Origin of the sequence: Nocardioides sp. LML1-1-1.1, from assembly GCF_040676175.1 — a bacterium.
In the GTDB taxonomy this organism is placed as follows: Bacteria; Actinomycetota; Actinomycetes; order Propionibacteriales; family Nocardioidaceae; genus Nocardioides.
The window spans coordinates 130641-147277 of the sequence record NZ_JBEGHK010000004.1; the positions used below are offsets into that span (position 1 = coordinate 130641).

Genomic DNA, 16637 nt, shown 5'->3' on the forward strand with positions numbered 1-16637 from the left:
TGTCATGGGCGGCAGCGCGCCGGGAGGCGGTCCGCATGGCAGCTTGCTGACCGCTCATGCCGCCGGAGGCGCGCTCGCCCCGAGGGCTCAGATCTCCCCCGGTTCGGCGCGGCGGACCACGATGCGGGTCCAGGCGCCGAGGTAGACCCGCGCGTCGGGGCCGATCTCACGCTTCTCCCCCGCCGGGATCGGGTCCTTCGGCAGCGCTCCGGTGGTGGTGCCGAGGTAGGTCCCGTTCGACGACCCCAGGTCCTCCACCCACCACCGGGTGCCGTCGGTGGTGAGCTGGCAGTGCCGGCGGCTGATGCCGTTGTCGGCGGTCAGGTCGATGTCGGGGTGGATGCCGCGGCTGCGCGAGGTGCGGCCGACGAGCACCGACGTCGCCCGCAGCGGTACGACGCTCGGCACGCCCGCAGAGGGCAGCGGGTCGCTGGACTCCTGGTCGGCGTACCAGTCCGGGTCGATCCAGACCTCCGCCACCCAGGACTCCGCGAGCGGCGGCGCGACCGGCGCGGCGGGTGCGGGCACGGGCTCGGCCGGGGCCGCCGGTGCGGCCGGCGCCGGGGTGTCGAGGTCGAGCGGCGAGGGCGCCACCGGGCGCGGCATCGAGCCGGTGGTGAAGTCGTAGCCGCAGGCCTCGCAGAACAGCGCGTTCGGCGGGTTGGCGGCCTGGCAGTTCGGGCAGGCGGTCGTGGTCGGCTCGGGCTCGGCGGCCGGCTGCGGCTCCGCGGCGGGAGCGGGTGCCGGGGCCGGCGTGGAGCCGGCGACGATGGGGAGCCCGCAGACGTCGCAGTAGTCGTCGGAGGACGACTCGTGCCCGGAGGGGCAGGTGCTGGTCACGAGGACTCCTTGCGGATCCGGGTGGTCTTCGTGGAAGCGGTGTCGAGGGCCATCTCGTCGGCCTTGTCGACCGCGCGCTTGAGCCGCACGGTGCCGGTCTCCTCGCTCTCGACGTCGACGACCTTGCGCAGCTTGGAGGTGGCCTCGTCGTTGCCGGTCTCGGCGGCGAGCTGGACGGCCCGGCCGAGCTTGGTGGTCGCGGTCGCCTCGTCACCGGACGCCTTGGCCGCGAGGCCCTCCTGGATCATCTGCGCGAGCTCGGCCTGGCCGGTGTAGTGCGCGACCTGCTGGTCGATCCGCGTGGTCAGCTCGGAGTTGTTGGACCAGGTCGCCTTGACCAGGCCCTGCGCGACGACGTCGGAGCCCAGCGCGAGCTGCACCCGCGCGGCGAGCTGCTCCTGCCCGATCGCCTTCGCGGGCACCCGGATCGCGACGTGGTAGTCGCGGGACTCGTCGGCCCACGCGCCGGTCGGGTAGTCACCGGTCAGCGGGTTGACGACCGTACGACGCGCGGTGAGGTCCTCCACGGTCGGCGAGACCTGGCGCACGAAGAGCACCTCCGCACCCTGCGGCGTCCACATCCGCAGCGAGGCGTCGGCGACGCCGCGGGACATGGCGTTGCGCATGATCTCCTCGAACTGCGCCTTCATCTGCGCGGGGCTCGGGATGATGTCGACGGTGCCGAGCAGGGCCTGGGCGATCCGGCGGATCTCGGCGACCTGCCAGTCGGTGCCGGCGCCGCGGCAGTCGGCCTGGAAGTAGCCGGTGGCCCGGTTGATCGCCTCGTCCAGACGGCCTGGGCGCTCGCGGTTCTCGCCGTCGGTCAGCAGCAGCACGTGGCGCTGGGTGACCTCGGTGACCGAGGAGAACAGCTGGCCGGCGAGGTCGAGCCAGGTGCTGATCGCCGTGCCGCCGCTGCCGACGAAGCGGCCGATCGCAGCCGAGGCGGCCTTGCGGCTCTCGGCGTCCATCCGCACCATGCCGGGTCCGCTGGAGACCTGCGGGAAGGCCAGCATCGCGCGGTCGGCGCCGGCGATCACGGCGAACCAGGTGCCGTCGACGATCTCGGCGAGGGCTGCCTGGGCCGCCTCCTTGGCGGCCGCCATCGTCGCCGGCCCCATCGATCCGGAGGTGTCGACGATGATGATCTCGCCCGCGGCACCGGAGCCGGACTGACCGGCGGTGCCCGCCCCCTTGCAGGTGATGGTGACGATCGCGTTGACGTCGGTCCCGCCGTCGGGCAGGAACTCGTTCTGGTAGACGGCGGCGCTGAACTCAGCCATCGCTCGGCTCTCCTCCTGGGGTCGGCGTCCTGTCATTCTGCCCGAGGTCGACACGGGCCAGGGCGGCGGTGATGTTGTCGTGACCGCCCGCGCCGTTGGCGAAGGCGACGAGCGCGAGCGCGAGGGCGCCGGGCTCCGTGGCACCCGCGCCGTGCACCTGGGCGGCGAGCTCCTCGGGGGTCGAGGCGTAGTTCCACAGCCCGTCGGAGCAGGCCAGCACCCAGCCGGGCTCGCTGACGTCCAGCGCCCCCACGGTCGGTACGACGTCCTCGGAGTCGCGTCCCAGCCACTTGGTGATCGCGTGCGCCTGCGGCCCGGTCTCGGCGACCTCGCGCGGCACGCCACTGGCGATCTGCGCCTGGGCGACCGAGTCGTCCACCGACAGCTGCAGCGGTACGCCGGCGTCGGGGATCCAGTACGAGCGCGAGTCGCCGATGTTGGCCCAGGTCAGCCGGGTGCCCTCGACGACGACCGCGGTGAAGGTGGCCGAGGCGGGGTTCGGGGAGTCGGGATCGGTGACCGCGACGATGGCGGTGTTCGCGGCGGCGGCCGCGTCGGTGAACACCTTGCGCACCGCGGCGTCGCGGCTCTCCGGCGTACCCATCCCGGCCGGCAGGGGCATCCGCAGCACCTCCCGCGCGGCGCGGGCGCCGGCGAGCGAGGCGACGTCGGAGTCGATCGAGTTCGAGACGCCGTCCATGACGACGAGGACCGCGCGCGAGCCGGGCGCCTCGCCGGCGAGGAGCGCCATCGCGTCCTCGTTGCGGGTCTTGCGCAACGCCTTGTCGCACACCCCGGCCACCCACGACGCCGGCTGCTCGCGGAAGTGGTCGCGCTCGCTGGGCGCCTTCGTGCCGCACTCCAGGCAGTAGAGGTCGGGACCGACCTCTCCCCCGCACTCCGTGCACGGCCGTCGGCCCGGCGCCGGCGGGTCTGGCAGCGCGGCCGCGGGCTTGCGGGTCGGTGCACTGATCGGGGCGTCGCCGAGCGGGTGGTCGGCGGAGGCGACTGGCAGCCCGGCGTCGGGGACCGCGACCGGGGCGCCGATCTGGGCACCGCAGTTCTCGCAGAACCGGGCGCCCTCGGTGAGCGCGGCGCCGCAGGTCGGACAGGTCACGTGAGGCTCCAGTTCCGTACGGCGTTGGCCTGGTTGACCAGGCTCACGCGCTCGTGCAGGTCGATCGCGTCGCGGGCGAGCGCGCGCAGGGCGTTCTCCAGGCCGTCGCGGACGCCCGCCTCGGTGGCGGCCACCGAGCCGATCCGCGCACCGTCGGGCAGCTTCGCGCCCGAGGTGACCACGGGGAGCGCCTCGTTGAGGATCCGCACCGTGTAGCGCTGCCGGGTCTGCCCGTCGACGCTCGACGCGTCGATGGTGCGCATCGCCTGGTCGAGCACCGCGAGGTCCTGCACGCCGCCGGAGAGCAGCACCTCGGCCCGCTGCTGGCGGCTCTCGGTGTAGCCCCGGCTGGTGGTCGGCACCAGGTCGAGCGCGGCGACCGCGCCCGCGGTGTCCTGGCGCTCGGCGCGCACCCGGGCCATCCCGAAGGCCGCCGGCGGGACGTACGCCGCGTCGGTCGAGGCGCACACCTGGTAGAGCCCCTCGGCCACCTCGGGCAGCCCGCCGCGCTCGCACGCGAAGGCCAGCGCCAGCTTGGGCGCGAGCTCGCCGGGCACCTGCTGGTAGACCGCGTTGAACGACGCCTTCGCCGTCTCCCAGTCCTCGGCCTGCACCGCGGCCAGGCCCTCGATCCACAGCGCCCGCCACTCCCAGGGGTCGTCGGCGAGCAGCGACTGCGCGTGCGCCTTCGCGGTCACCGGGTCACCGAGGTCGAGGGCCGCGCGGGCGCGGGCGAGCCAGACCTCGGCACTGTCCTCGGGGGCCTGCTGCAGGTCGGCGAGGCGCTGCTTGGCGTCGTCCGTCCCGATCGAGGACAGCCAGGAGTACTGCGGGTCGGTGGTGTCCTCGCGCAGCTTGGGCAGCTGGCTCCACTCCGTGATCGGGCGCGCGGTGGCCGGCGACTCGAAGAGCACCGACGAGGCGGAGGTCATCGCCGTGCCCTGGCGCTTGCGGGCCACCACCTCGCGCAGCACGCCGAGCACCTGCGAGCGCATCTCGTCCACCGAGGCGAACCGGTCGGCCGGGTCGGGCGCGCAGCACTTGGCGACGAGCTGGTAGAGCGAGTCGTTCTCCTGGAAGAGCGGCGTCGCGTCGACCGGCGGCAGGCTGTGCAGGTAGGTGCCCTGGTAGCCGCGGAACTCCATCGTCAGCACCACCAGGGTGCGGCCGATCGTGTAGATGTCGGAGGCGACCGACGGACCGATCTCGGCGACCTCGGGCGCCTGGTAGCCGACCGTGCCGTAGATCGCCGACTCCTCGTCGTCGATGCGCCGCACACCGCCGAGGTCGATCAGCTTCATCGCGTCGCCGACCTGGATCATGTTGTCCGGCTTGAAGTCGCAGTAGACCAGGCCGAGGTCGTGGAGGTACTGGAAGGCCGGCAGCAGCTCGAGGATGTAGGCCAGCGCCTGGTCCACCGGGAGCGGGTCGTAGGCGCCGTTGTTGGCGCTCATCCGCTGCTTGAGGATCTGCTTGAGGGACTTGCCGCCGACGTACTCCATGACGATGTAGCCCGCGCCCTCGTGCGTCACGAAGTTGTAGATCTCCACGATCAGCGGGTGCTCGACCTGCGCGAGGAACTGCTGCTCGGCGATCGCGGCCGCCAGCGCGTCCGGGTCGCCGGAGTTGAGCAGGCCCTTGAGCACCACCCAGCGGTTGGAGACGTTGCGGTCGCGCGCCAGGTAGATCCAGCCCAGGCCTCCGTGCGCCAGTGCGCCCGCCACCTCGTACTGCCCGGCGACGAGGTCGCCCGGGTGCAGCTTGGGCGTGAAGGAGAACTGGGTGCCACAGCTGGGGCAGAAGCCCTCGCTGCGCCCCGGCTGACCGTCGATGCTGCGGCCCACGGCGTGCCCGCACTTGGCGCAGGAGCGCTTGTCCTCGGGCACCTGCGGGTTGGCCATGATCGCCTTGGCGGCGTCCACCGGCGGCGCGGGCGGTACGACGGTGAGGCCGGCGCCGAGGCGCGCCGAGCGCATCCGCTGCGACCCGGTGCGGGTGCGACGGGTGGCGTAGCTGCCCGTCGTACCGGCTCGCTTGGAGCCGATCGCCGCCGACTGCACCCGGCTCGCGGCGGTCGCCGAGGTGCCCTCACGACCCGAGAGCGGCTGGGCCTCCGCGATCGCGGAGGCCTCCGCCACCCGGGCGCCGGGCAGGGCGGGCGAGCCGCACACGTCGCAGTAGCCGTCGAGGATCTTGCCCGTGCAGCCGGGCTGCTCGCAGGGGTCACCGTTGGCGGCCCGGGTGCGCTTGGACGTGGTCTCCGCGGCGATGCCGGCGGGCGTGGCGGGAGCGTTGGTCGAGCTCCCCCCGTTGGTCGAGCCCGCCCCATTGGTCGAGCCCGCCCCGTTGGTCGAGCCCGCCCCGTTGGTCGAGCCCGCCCCGTTGGTCGAGCTTGTCGAGACCCCCGCCATGCCGCACACGTCGCAGTAGCCGTCGACGATGCTGCCCGTGCAGCCGGGTTGGGTGCAGGCCGTTGCGCTCATGGCGTCTCCTTGGTGAGCCAGGCTCGGTAGGTGCTGACGAGCTGCTCGGCGATCGCCATCGGGCAGGGCCGGCGCTCCAGCAGCGCGCGGGCGGCGCGCTCGCTCTCGGCGAGGTCGGGATGGGTGTCGAGACCAGCCGCCCGGGCCTTGGCGACGTAGCCGTCGAGCAGGCCGACGAGCTGCGCGTGCTGCTCGAGCGCGGCGGCGTAGGCGTGCTGGGCGACCTCGAGCGCCTGCGAGACCCGGTCGAGGCGCTGCAGGTAGGGCTCGATCTCGTCGGGCGTCACCGGGACCGGGCCCAGCGCGTCGACGTCCGGCACGGCGTAGCGCGGGGCGGGGTCGACGGTGGCGACGCAGGTCGCGGCGAGCTTCTGCAGCGCCGCCTCGCGGGCCTCCAGGTCGGCGCGCAGCTCGCGAGCGGAGATCACCTTGCTGCGGGCGTCGCGGCGCCGGGCGTTGCCGACGATGAGGTCGCGCTCGAAGGTGGTGGCCTCGGCCTCCATCGGCCCGAGCAGGCCGCCCACGTCGCCCCCGCGCTCAGCCTTGGCGGTGATCACCTCCAGCCGCGAGAGCAGCTCGGCGAGGGTCGCGATCGCGGCGTCGCGGGAGTTGGCCGGCTCCAGGCCCACCTGGTCGCGGATCCGCTCCAGCTGCGCGCGCAGCTCACGGATCCGGGCCGCCGACTCGTCGGCGCCCGGCACCAGCGCGAGCCGGCTGCGCAGCTGCCCGGTGAGCGCGTCGCACAGGCGTCCCGCCTCCGGCAGCGAGACCGCCAACCCGCCGGGCAGCTCGGTCGCGCCGTCGAGGCGGCCCCAGACCAGCGCCGAGATCCGCTCCCGCTCCTGCTGGAGCACCCGGCCGCCGTCCCAGGTCGCGAAGACCAGCTGGTAGCGGTCGGAGATCGCCTTCCACAGCGCCAGCGCCAGCGACATGTCGCCCGCCAGCTCGCCCCCGCGGCCCGCCCCGATCGCGGCCTGGTCGAGCTCGTCGAGCTCGGAGCGTCGTACCCGCAGCCAGGTGTCGAGGGCGCCCAGGTACTGCTGGATCGCGGCAGGCTCCAGCGCGTCCCCGAGCTTGCCGGGGGCGCTGGGTGCGGTGGTGGTCGTGGTCTGCTGCACGCTCACCCGCGGAACTTCGTGGGAGCCGGCGGCGGGTTCTTGTCCTTGAGGTAGGGCTTCAGCCACGTGTCGTACGACGACTGCCAGTCGCCGTTGTTCCGGCGCCGGTCGAGCACGGAGTTGATGTAGCGGATCAGGTCGACGTTCTCCTTGGCCACGCCGACGCCGTACGGCTCCTGGCTCAGGCCGTCCTGGTCGGGCACCTTGGCGTAGGGATCCTGGGCCGCGAGGCCGGCGAGCACGGTGTCATCGCCGGTGATCGCGTCGACGGCACCCTGCTGGAACAGCACCAAGCAGCCGGTGTGGTTGGCCGCGCCGACCGCGATCGCCGTGGACTCGATCGACTTGATGTTGTCGAGGCTGGTCGAGCCGGTCGGCGCGCAGACCTTCTTCTTCGCCAGCGACTTCACGCCCGTCTTCTCGAAGGCCGCGACGTCGTCGGCGCGGACGAGCACCTTCTGGGCGGCGTTGTAGTAGACCTCGGAGAAGCCGATCTCCTCCCAGCGCGCGCAGTTCATCGTCATGTTGCGCACCACCAGGTCGATCTCGCCGGACTTCAGCAGCTTGATCCGGTCGGCCGCGGTGATCACCCGCAATCGCAGCTTGACCCCGAGCTCCTTGGCGATCGCCTCGGCCACGTCGATGTCGAAGCCCTGGATGGCGAACTTGTCGAACGGGTTGGCCGAGCCGAGCTTGAGGGTGTCGGCGGAGACGCCGACGACGAGCAGGTTGCGGTTCTTCAGCTCCCGCACGGCCGCAGCCCGGTCGGAGCTCGACCGGTAGGACTCGGTGGCGTTGCTGCACTCCACGGGGTCCGTGGTCGGGCTGCCGGACGGGGAGGAGGCCGACGGCTTCGTCTCCGGGACCGTGGTCGCGTCGTACCCGCAGGCCGCGAGCAGCGCCAGGCTGGCCGTCAGTGCGCCCGCCAGGAGCCGGGTGCGCCTCATGAGAACTCCCTCCGTCGCTCGCCGATACCTCGGGCCACCGCGACGGCCGCGACCACGCCGAGCAGGACGGTCAGGCCGCTGAACAGCAGCGCGAGCAGGCGCCCGCTGTCGAGGTCCTCCACCGCGATGTCGGACTGCTTCTGCGCCTCGGCGGCCGTCTCCTCGTCGAAGTCCTGGAAGGGCGCGGTGGTGCCCTCCGGGGAGGACGTCGTGGCCAGGTCCTTCGCCCGGTCCCAGTCACCGCCGTCGTCGAGCGCGACGAGGGCCTGGTGACGCTCGGCGTAGGCGTTCCAGTCGGCGACCGCGTCGGCACGGCCCAGCCCCTTCTCGACCTCGGTCCGCGCCGCGGCCCACTTCTCCTCGGCCGCGGCGCCGGAGCCGCGCTGGATCAGCCGCAGGCTCTCGATGGCCTTCGCGTCGTTGGCGGCCGTGCGGGTGTTGGCGAGGCTCACCGCCGCCGCGAACTCGTTGTCACGCAGGCTGTCGTTGGAGCTGTCCCGGATGAACGCGGCGAACACCGTCACCACGGTCACGCCCAGCACGATGATCGCGGCGACCACCAGCCCCTTGTTGAGCCGGCGGTGGAAGGCCTGGGCCAGCTGACGGTTGAGCACGAAGAGCGCCGCCAGCGCGAGGAGTCCGACGAGCAGGAGCCAGAACGGGTGCTGGCCGGCCATGGAGCCCTCGGCCCGGTCGGTGTTCGCGGCGACGAGCGCGTCGAGGATCGGGATCGCGGTGGCCCGGAGCTCGGCACTGGCTCCGCTGAGGTACTCCGCCCCGATCGGGTAGCCGAGCCGGTTGTTGGCCCGGGCCTGGGCCACGGCCGTGGCGTAGGTGGTGACCGCGACGTTCAGGTCCTTCAGGACCTCGAGGTCGGCCTCCTGGGCACGCGACGCGCTGGCGATCTCCCGCAGCACCTCGTCGATCGCCGCGTCGTACTTCGCGCGCTGGTCGGGGTCCTCCAGGCCGCCGACCAGGAAGGCGTTCGTCGCGAGCGCGTCCGCGCTCAGCAGCGTGGACTGGATCTTCTGCACGCGGCCGAGCTGCTCGGTGTCCGCGGCGGCTCGCCCGTCGGCCTGCCAGCCGACGAACTGCACCAGGGCGCTGACGAGCCCGAAGACGATGGCGACGCTCATCCCGATGAGCTGCCACTGGTTGAGCCGGCGCGGGGTGTCGACGTGGGTGGGCGCCGCGTCGGGCACCGCGACCGGCGCGGGGGCCGCCGCGGTCGCGGGAGGCGGCGGGGCCGCCTGCGGGGTGGCGGTCTGGCTCACGACTCCTCCTGGGGGGCGCCGGGCCGGTCGGGCCGGCGCGGGTGCTGGGGCAGGGTGGTCTCGGTGCCGAACGGACCGGCCGCCTCGGGGGCCGGCGGGGCCGGCGGCGCAGGCGGCGCAGGCGGCGCAGGCGGAGGTACGTCGCCCGGCCTGACGATCACCGTCGGCTCGGCGCCCAGCGGCGCGGGGTCGGGCGCCGGGCCGGGCTCGGGGTCCGCGAACGGCTCGACGGGCTCTGCGGGCGGCGCGGGCGGCGCGGGCTGCTCGTCCTGCTCGTTCGGGTCGGCGACCAGGTCCTCGGGCTCCAGCGTGCGCAGCTGCTCCAGGCTGGGCTCGGCGATGTCGCGCAGGCGCCAGGCGTGGCGGCCGATCGCGGCCTCCATGAGGTTGCGGACGAAGCGCGCGTTGCCGAACGACGGCCCGCGCTGTGCGGCGCCGAGAATCTCGCGGAGCCGGCCGAGGACCGGCTCGCCCGCGTCGTAGTCGGCACCGGCGACCATCGAGGCGAAGATGGCGGCGAGCTCGTCGTCGGTGTAGTCGGCGAAGTCGATGGTGGTGCGGAAGCGGCTCTCCAGACCGGGGTTCTCGGAGATGAAGACGGCCATCGGGAGCGGGTATCCGGCGACGATCACGACGAGGTCGTCGCGGTTGTCCTCCATCTCCTTCACCAAGGTGTCGATGGCCTCCTTGCCGTACTGGTCGCCGGAGAGGGAGTAGGCCTCGTCGATGAACAGCACGCCGCCCTTGGCGGAGGCGACCACCTCGGCGGTCTTCGCGGCGGTCTGGCCGAGGTAGCCCGCGACCAGCTCGGAGCGGTCGACCTCGACGAGCTGGCCCTTGGTCAGCAGACCGAGCGCGCGGTAGATCCCCGCCACCAGGCGGGCGACCGTGGTCTTGCCGGTGCCGGGGTTGCCGTTGAAGACGAGGTGCCGGGTGATGGTCGGGGTGTCGAGACCGGCCTGCTTGCGCAGCCCCTCCACCCGCAGGACCGCGGCCTGGCGGTGGATCTCGCCCTTGACGTTCGCCAGCCCGGTGAGCGCGTCGAGCTCGGCGAGCAGCTCCTCGACCGTCTTGGTCGGCTCCTCGGGCTCCGCCTCCTCCGCGGGAGGTACGACGGGCTCGGCCGCCTGGGTCTGCACGCCACCGGTCGGCCCCACCGGCGACGCCGGCTGGGTCGGCTGGGTCGGCTGGGCCGGGTCGGCGGGTGACACCGGAGCGGTGCCGTTGAGCGCGCTGAGCTGGCGGCGCACCTGGTCCCCGACCCGGCGTACCTGGTCGAGCACCTCGGTGCCGATGCCGGGCACCGGCTGGCGGGTGGGCAGGTCGAAGGCGCCGGGGGTCGAGGCGGGCACGTTCAGCGAGGCGCCGCCCCCCATCTGCGCGGTGGTCACGGTGGCCGCGGCGCCGACGGCGTCGGGACCCGGCTCGCCGAGCCGGGAGCCGGCGAGGGCGACGTCGGCCAGCGCGCCGGCGTAGTCGGCGGAGGCGGCGGACTTCGTCAGCAGCAGCTCGGCCATCAGCGGCGTCGGGCCCGCCCGGAAGCGGTTGCCGCGCTTGGCGGCGAGCTGGTGCTCCTCGGCCGACACGGCCCGGCCGGTCTGCTCCGACCACCCCACGAAGGCCCCCCGCGAGCGCTCGGAGACGGTCGCGGCGACGGCTTCCCCCTCGGCGCGCGCGGCGGCCTCGTCGAGGCCGGCGGCACGGGCCGTGGCGACGAGCGCGTCGAGTGCTGCGGCGAGGGTCATGGGGTTCCTAGGGTGAGGTCGGGGCCGTCGGAGGAGTGGCCGAACTTGGCGTCGAGGAAGCGGCTGTGGGCGATCAGCGCCTGGGCGTCGGAGCGGTTGGCCGCGTCGAGGATCTGGTCCATCGTCACGCCGAGCAGCTCGAGCGCCTCGATGAGCACCATGAGCGCGGTCTTCGGCCCGTCGATGGGCCGGGTGTCGGCCCAGTCCCGCGGCAGGCGGAGGTAGGACTGCAGCGCCTCAGGGAGGTAGTCGGTCGCGGTGGCCACGACCGAGTAGCTCTCCTCGCTGCCGAGGCCGAGCTGGCTCAGCCGCGGAAGCGTGGCGTTGATGGTGCGCATGATCCGCTGCACCCGCGCGCTCACGAAGGTCGGCGCGTTGCCGTTGGTCAGCATCGCGTTGACGTCGTTGAGCGCGGCACGGATGTCCTGCTCCGTCGGCGCCGGGGGCACGACGTAGCCCTCCTCCGCGGCGCCTCCCCGGTTCCTGCGCCACCACGACCTCAGCCCCACGCGCGTCTCGGTCAGCCGATGTCGAGCGTGCCGGCGGCGTTGCGGGCGTCGTGCTGCTGCACCCGCTCGAGGTAGGCCTTGGACTTCTGGACCTCGTTCTCCAGCACGCCGATGGTGGTGGACATGTTGTCGAGCGCCTTGAGCTTGAACTCGTCGATGGAGTCCATCGTGGCGTAGATGTTGGCGAACGCGGCCTGCAGCTGCTCGATGCCGATCGTGGAGGACGCGGCCTGCTCCTGGATGGCCGCGGAGTTCTCCTTGAGCATCTCCGAGGTGCGCTGGATCATCGCCGAGGTCGTCGTGTTGAGCGCGGTGATCTGGTCGAGGACCAGCTTCTGGTTGTTGAGCGCCTGGGCCACGATGACGGCGGTGCGCAGCGCCGAGATCGTCGTGGTGGTGGCGCGGTCGACGCCCTTGATGAGCTCGATGTTGTTCTTGATGATGATGTCGATCGCCAGGTAGGCCTGGATCGACACCGCGAGCTGGGTGAGCAGGTCCTGGTGCTTCTGGCGCACGTAGAACAGCACGTCCTGCGACAGCGTCTTGGCTGTCTCGGGGTCGCTCAGCTCGAGCTCGGCGATCTTGGCGGACAGCTTGGCGTCGAGCTTCTCGGCGACGTAGATGTACTGGTTGAGCCGGCCCATCACGCCCCAGAGGTTCGTCTTCTCCAGGTTGAGCGCGACGTTGTCGCGGGTCAGCTCGTCCTGGCCGCTGCGCAGCGAGTGCAGGATGCCGTTGAGCTGGCTCTGCGAGGACTGGTACTTGCGGAAGTAGTCCTCGACCTTGTCGTTGAAGGGCAGCTTGTCCCACCACTTCTTCACCCCGGTGGCCTGGCCGGGGTCCAGGTCCTCGACCGTACGACGCAGCTCCAGCAGGGTCTTGCCGACCGTCGAGCCCTGCGCGATCCCGCCCTCCTTGAGCGCGTTGACCGGCCGGTCGAGCATCCGGTTCGACGTCTCCGCGGCCTTGCGGATGTCGGCGTCACCCATGGTGCGCACGTTCTCCGCCTGCGCCGCGAACTCCGGGCTGCCGGCCTTGGTGGAGGTCAGCGAGGTCAGGAAGTTGTCGACCTTGGCGTCCAGCTCGGGCACCATCGCCGCGTCGACCTGGGGCGCCATCTTGGGCGCCTGCGTCTCCACGACCGGGGCGGGGGCCTCGGGCGCGGTGAGGGTCAGGACCGGCTCGGGGGGTGCGAGCGGGCTGGGCTCGGGTGCTGCGGCCTGGGAACCGTCGGTGGTCATGCCCCGGAGCCTATCCAGGGACACCACCGGTTATGCAGGCTCAGCCGGGCAAATCAGGGACCGATCAGGGGCAACCCCGGCTCGCGGCGCGAGGTCCACCAGGAACCACGGCATCATCCACTGCGCGATCGGGCCGATGGTGAGCGCGTAGGCGATGGTGCCGATGCCGAGCGTGCCGCCGAGCGCGAGACCAATGAGCACGACGGTGACCTCGATGCCGGTGCGGACCAGCCGGATCGACAGCCCGGTACGACGGGCGAGCCCGGTCATCAGCCCGTCCCGCGGCCCTCGGCCGAGCTGGGCACCGATGTAGAGCGCGGTCGCGAAGCCGCACAGCACGATGCCGCCGACCATCAGCGGGATCCGCGCGAGCAGCGCGTCGGGCGCGTCGAACATCGCCAGCGTGGTGTCCGCGGCGATCCCGACGACGAGGGCGTTGGAGACCGTGCCGAGGCCGGGCTTCTCCCGCAGCGGGATCCAGAGCAGGAGCACCACGAAGCTGAACACGATGACCGCCTGGCCGAGCGTGATCGGCACGTGCTTCGTCACGCCGGAGTGCAGCACGTCCCACGGGGCCAGGCCGATGGCGCCGAGCACCATCAGGGCCAGGCTCACGCCGTAGAGCCACAGGCCGACGTACAGCTGGACGAGGCGGCGGGGCAGCCGGCCGGCGCGGAGCTGGGCGATCGGACCGAGGTCGGCGAGCGGGGTCGTGGGCATGGCTCCATAGTGGCCCCGATTGGACTGTTCCCCAATAGCCAATCGTGAGAGAGTGGACTGCATGGCGCAGTCCACTTTGTCCGCCGCCCGGCTCGCCGTCCTCGTCGACGGCTTCGACCGCTCCCCCGCCTACGCCGGCCTGGCCGACGCGCTGCGCGAGCTGATCGGCGACGGCCGGATCGGCTACGGCACCCGGCTGCCCAGCGAGCGCGACCTCACCGACGCCCTCGGCGTCTCCCGCACCACGGTGACCCGCGCCTACGCACTGCTGCGCGAGACGTCGTACGCCGAGGCCCGGCAGGGGGCGGGCACCTTCACCCGCCTGCCCGGTGGGCGCACTCGCGCGCTGGACCGGGCGCTGTGGCCCAGCGACGTCGGCAACGGCGTCATCGACCTCGTCTGCGCCGCCGCCACCGCGCCGCCCGGCATGGCCGCGCGCTACGCCGAGGCAGCCGCCGAGCTGCCCGCCCACCTCGGCGGGCACGGCTACTTCCCCGCCGGCATGCCGGCCCTGCAGGCCGCCGTCGCCGCGTCGTACGACGCCCGGGGGCTGCCGACCGACCCCGACCAGGTCATCGTCACCCCCGGCGCGCTCGCGGCCACCGCCGTGATCGGCGCCGCTCTCGCCGGGCCGCGCGAGCGGGTGCTGATGGAGGCGCCGACCTACCCCAACGCGGTGCGGGCCCTGCGCACCGGCGGCGGCCGGCTCGCCACCCTCACCCTCGACCCGTTCGGCTGGGACCTCGACGCGATCGGCAGCGCACTGGCCCGGCACCGGCCGCGGCTGGTGCACGTGATGCCGGACTTCCACAACCCGACCGGGCTGGTGATGGCCGAGTCCGAGCGCGCCGCCTACGCCGACCTGCTCGCCCGCCACGGCGCCACGGCGGTCGTCGACGAGGCCCACCACCTGCTGCACCTGGACGACGAGCGGGCCGGGCGGCCGTTCGCGTCGTACGCCGAGGACGCGATCTGCGTCGGCAGCGCCAGCAAGAGCGTGTGGGGCGGTCTGCGGCTGGGCTGGATCCGCGCCCCCCGGGACCTCGTCGACCGGCTGACCCGGGCGCGCGTCGGGCTCGACCTCGGCGTGCCGGTGCTGGAGCAGCTGGTCCTCACCCGCCTGCTCACCGACGGGTACGACGAGCTGGTCGCCGTCCAGCGCGACCGGCTCCGCGAGCAGCGCGACGCCCTCGTCGCGGCCCTGGCCGAGCGACTCCCCGACTGGACCTTCCGCCCGCCCGCGGGCGGGATGGCACTGTGGTGCCACCTGCCGGCGGCCGGCGCCACCGCGCTGTCGGCCGAGGCCGAGCGGCACGGCGTGCTGCTGGCGCCCGGGCCGTCGTTCGCGCCCGAGGGCGGGCTGGACCGCTACGTCCGGCTCCCCTACGCGATCGCCGCGCCGCAGCTGGTCGAGGCCGTGGACCGGATCGCCGACGCCTGGGCGGTCGTCACCTCCGGCCGCGCGACGAAGCAGGCCGCCGGGACGGGCACCGACCCGGTCCTCGTCGCCTGACGACACCGTCGGCGACCGCGGGACGCGGTCGGCCCTGAGCCGAAGAGAGCGACGAAGGAGCGACCGGAGGCGAAGGGAGAGCGCGTCCCGCGGGCCGACAGGCTTGCCGCCAGGCGGGCGTTCGTCCTACGAGAGGCAACCGCGCGCGGCAGCGCGGCGCGAGGCACGAGCGACGCGCTCGCGCCATCCAGTTCAGAGGTCGACGGCGCGGATCGAGGTGGCCTCGATGGCGGACTCGATCTCGGCGAGGATCTCGGCCGGGATGGCGGAGTCGACGGACATCGCGACCAGCGCCTCGCCCCCGCGGTCCTCCCGCGACACCTGCATGCCGGCGATGTTGACGCCCGCCTGGCCGAGCACCTGGCCGACGGTGCCGACCATGCCGGGCCGGTCGACGTAGGTGAAGAACGCGAGGTGGTCGGTGGGCTCGATGTCGATGTCGAAGCCGTTGACCTCGACCAGCCGCTCGCGCTGGTGGATGCCGACCAGGGTGCCGCTGACCGAGACCTGGGAACCGTCGGCGAGGGCGCCGCGCAGGGTGATCAGGTTGCGGTGGTCGGGGCTGTCGCTCTCGGTGACGAGGCGTACGGCGAGCCCACGCTCGGCGGCGAGCAGCGGCGCGTTGACGTAGGAGACCTGGTCCTCCACGACGCTGCTGAACACGCCCTTGAGGGCCGCGAGCTCGAGCACCTTGACGTCGGTCTCGGCGATCTCGCCGCGGACCTCGACGTCGAGGCTCTGGGCGACCTCGCCGGCGACGGCGGTGAAGACCTGGCCGAGCTTCTCGGTGAGCGGGATGCCGGGGCGCACGTCCTCGGCGATGACCCCGCCCTGGACGTTGACGGCGTCGGGGACCAGCTCGCCGGACAGCGCGAGGCGCACCGACCTGGCGACGGCGATGCCGGCCTTCTCCTGGGCCTCGTCGGTGGAGGCGCCGAGGTGCGGGGTCGCGACGACGTTCTCCAGCTCGAAGAGCGGGCTGTCGGTGCACGGCTCCTGGGCGAAGACGTCGAGGCCGGCAGCGCCGATGCGCCCGGTCTTCAGGGCGTCGTAGAGGGCGGCCTCGTCGACGATGCCGCCGCGCGCGGCGTTGACGAGGACCAGCTGCGGGCGGGCCTTGGCGAGCTGGTCGGCCCCGATCAGGCCGACCGTCTCGGGGGTCTTGGGCAGGTGCACGGACATGAAGTCCGACTCGGCCATCAGGGTGTCGAGGTCGACCAGGCGCACGCCCATCTGCGCGGCACGGCCGGGCTGGACGTAGGGGTCGTAGGCGATGACGTTCATGCCGAAGGCGGCCAGCCGCTGCGCCACGAGGACGCCGATCCGGCCCAGGCCGACGATGCCGACGGTCTTCTCGAAGAGCTCGATGCCGGTGTACTTCGAGCGCTTCCACTCCCCTGCGCGCAGCGCGGCGTGCGCCGGCGAGACGTGGCGCGCGGCGGCGAGCATCAGCGCGACGGCGAGCTCGGCGGCGGAGACGATGTTGGAGGTCGGTGCGTTGACGACCATCACCCCGGACTGGGTCGCGGCCTTGACGTCCACGTTGTCGAGACCGACGCCGGCCCGGGCGACCACCTTGAGCCGCTTCGCCGCGGCGAGCGCCTCCGCGTCGACCTTCGTCGCGGACCGGACGAGGATCGCGTCCACGTCGGCGATCGCGGGCAGCAGCTCCGCGCGGTCGGCGCCGTTGCAGGACCGGATCTCGAAGTCCGGGCCGAGCGCCTCCACGGTGGCGGGGCTGAGCTCTTCGGCGATGAGTACGACGGGGCGAGCGGTCACAGCGATGTCCTTCGCGGGGTGGTGCGGGTGGAGCAGTGGCACGGCGCTGTGCGTACCGCCACACTACC

At 73.1% G+C, this 16637-nt stretch carries 13 protein-coding genes; 1 reads left to right on the top strand and 12 read right to left on the bottom strand.

From position 1 onward, the window contains the following. Nucleotides 1–87: 87 nt before the first annotated feature. The 11 genes from MRBLML1_RS15760 to MRBLML1_RS15810 form a co-directional block, all read right to left on the bottom strand. On the bottom strand, nucleotides 88–840 hold the full coding sequence (locus MRBLML1_RS15760) for an FHA domain-containing protein (protein ID WP_364517591.1): 753 nt from the start codon (nucleotides 838–840) through the stop codon (nucleotides 88–90). Continuing rightward, entirely contained in the window at nucleotides 837–2123 is a 1287-nt protein-coding gene (locus MRBLML1_RS15765) for a vWA domain-containing protein (RefSeq protein ID WP_364517593.1), read from the bottom strand. The genes MRBLML1_RS15760 and MRBLML1_RS15765 overlap by 4 nt, the downstream gene beginning before the upstream one ends. Then, nucleotides 2116–3240, bottom strand: coding sequence for a protein phosphatase 2C domain-containing protein (locus MRBLML1_RS15770; protein ID WP_364517595.1), 1125 nt, complete (start codon nucleotides 3238–3240; stop codon nucleotides 2116–2118). Before MRBLML1_RS15770 ends, MRBLML1_RS15765 begins: the two co-directional genes overlap by 8 nt. Next, nucleotides 3237–5723: a serine/threonine-protein kinase gene (locus tag MRBLML1_RS15775; RefSeq protein ID WP_364517597.1), complete on the bottom strand. Its 2487-nt coding sequence runs from the start codon at nucleotides 5721–5723 to the stop codon at nucleotides 3237–3239. Before MRBLML1_RS15775 ends, MRBLML1_RS15770 begins: the two co-directional genes overlap by 4 nt. Beyond that, nucleotides 5720–6847, bottom strand: a complete 1128-nt coding sequence (locus MRBLML1_RS15780; protein ID WP_364517599.1) for a hypothetical protein — start codon at nucleotides 6845–6847, stop codon at nucleotides 5720–5722. The genes MRBLML1_RS15775 and MRBLML1_RS15780 overlap by 4 nt, the downstream gene beginning before the upstream one ends. Further along, on the bottom strand, nucleotides 6844–7788 hold the full coding sequence (locus MRBLML1_RS15785) for a glutamate ABC transporter substrate-binding protein (RefSeq protein ID WP_364517601.1): 945 nt from the start codon (nucleotides 7786–7788) through the stop codon (nucleotides 6844–6846). The genes MRBLML1_RS15780 and MRBLML1_RS15785 overlap by 4 nt, the downstream gene beginning before the upstream one ends. Then, the gene (locus MRBLML1_RS15790) at nucleotides 7785–9062 is read right to left on the bottom strand and encodes a hypothetical protein (RefSeq protein WP_364517603.1); all 1278 of its coding nucleotides are present in this window, start codon (nucleotides 9060–9062) and stop codon (nucleotides 7785–7787) included. The genes MRBLML1_RS15785 and MRBLML1_RS15790 overlap by 4 nt, the downstream gene beginning before the upstream one ends. Beyond that, complete coding sequence (locus tag MRBLML1_RS15795; protein WP_364517605.1) at nucleotides 9059–10807, bottom strand: AAA family ATPase; 1749 nt, start codon at nucleotides 10805–10807, stop codon at nucleotides 9059–9061. Before MRBLML1_RS15795 ends, MRBLML1_RS15790 begins: the two co-directional genes overlap by 4 nt. After that, complete coding sequence (locus tag MRBLML1_RS15800; protein ID WP_364517607.1) at nucleotides 10804–11256, bottom strand: hypothetical protein; 453 nt, start codon at nucleotides 11254–11256, stop codon at nucleotides 10804–10806. Before MRBLML1_RS15800 ends, MRBLML1_RS15795 begins: the two co-directional genes overlap by 4 nt. A 71-nt stretch (nucleotides 11257–11327) precedes the next feature. Next, the gene (locus MRBLML1_RS15805) at nucleotides 11328–12557 is read right to left on the bottom strand and encodes a toxic anion resistance protein (RefSeq protein WP_364517609.1); all 1230 of its coding nucleotides are present in this window, start codon (nucleotides 12555–12557) and stop codon (nucleotides 11328–11330) included. Nucleotides 12558–12587: 30 nt separating this feature from the next. Next, nucleotides 12588–13277 carry a YczE/YyaS/YitT family protein gene (locus MRBLML1_RS15810; RefSeq protein WP_364517611.1) on the bottom strand — a complete coding sequence of 230 codons (690 nt, stop codon included), beginning with the start codon at nucleotides 13275–13277 and terminating at the stop codon, nucleotides 12588–12590. Between the two features lie 61 nt (nucleotides 13278–13338). On the opposite strand from MRBLML1_RS15810, the gene MRBLML1_RS15815 reads away from it, so the two are divergent. Further along, nucleotides 13339–14790, top strand: a complete 1452-nt coding sequence (locus MRBLML1_RS15815; RefSeq protein WP_364517613.1) for a PLP-dependent aminotransferase family protein — start codon at nucleotides 13339–13341, stop codon at nucleotides 14788–14790. A gap of 192 nt (nucleotides 14791–14982) precedes the next feature. Here MRBLML1_RS15815 and serA read toward each other — a convergent pair whose 3' ends face one another. After that, nucleotides 14983–16569 (bottom strand): phosphoglycerate dehydrogenase, encoded by a 1587-nt coding sequence (gene serA, locus MRBLML1_RS15820; RefSeq protein WP_364517615.1) that lies wholly within the window; start codon nucleotides 16567–16569, stop codon nucleotides 14983–14985. Between the last annotated feature and the right edge of the window lie 68 nt (nucleotides 16570–16637).

Coding starts and splice junctions, on each gene's coding strand:
- MRBLML1_RS15785 (WP_364517601.1), bottom strand. CDS start 7,788: ATGAGGCGCACCCGGCTCCTGGCGGGCGCACTGACGGCCAGCCTGGCG.
- MRBLML1_RS15795 (WP_364517605.1), bottom strand. CDS start 10,807: ATGACCCTCGCCGCAGCACTCGACGCGCTCGTCGCCACGGCCCGTGCC.
- MRBLML1_RS15805 (WP_364517609.1), bottom strand. CDS start 12,557: ATGACCACCGACGGTTCCCAGGCCGCAGCACCCGAGCCCAGCCCGCTC.
- MRBLML1_RS15775 (WP_364517597.1), bottom strand. CDS start 5,723: ATGAGCGCAACGGCCTGCACCCAACCCGGCTGCACGGGCAGCATCGTC.
- MRBLML1_RS15815 (WP_364517613.1), top strand. CDS start 13,339: ATGGCGCAGTCCACTTTGTCCGCCGCCCGGCTCGCCGTCCTCGTCGAC.
- MRBLML1_RS15765 (WP_364517593.1), bottom strand. CDS start 2,123: ATGGCTGAGTTCAGCGCCGCCGTCTACCAGAACGAGTTCCTGCCCGAC.
- MRBLML1_RS15810 (WP_364517611.1), bottom strand. CDS start 13,277: ATGCCCACGACCCCGCTCGCCGACCTCGGTCCGATCGCCCAGCTCCGC.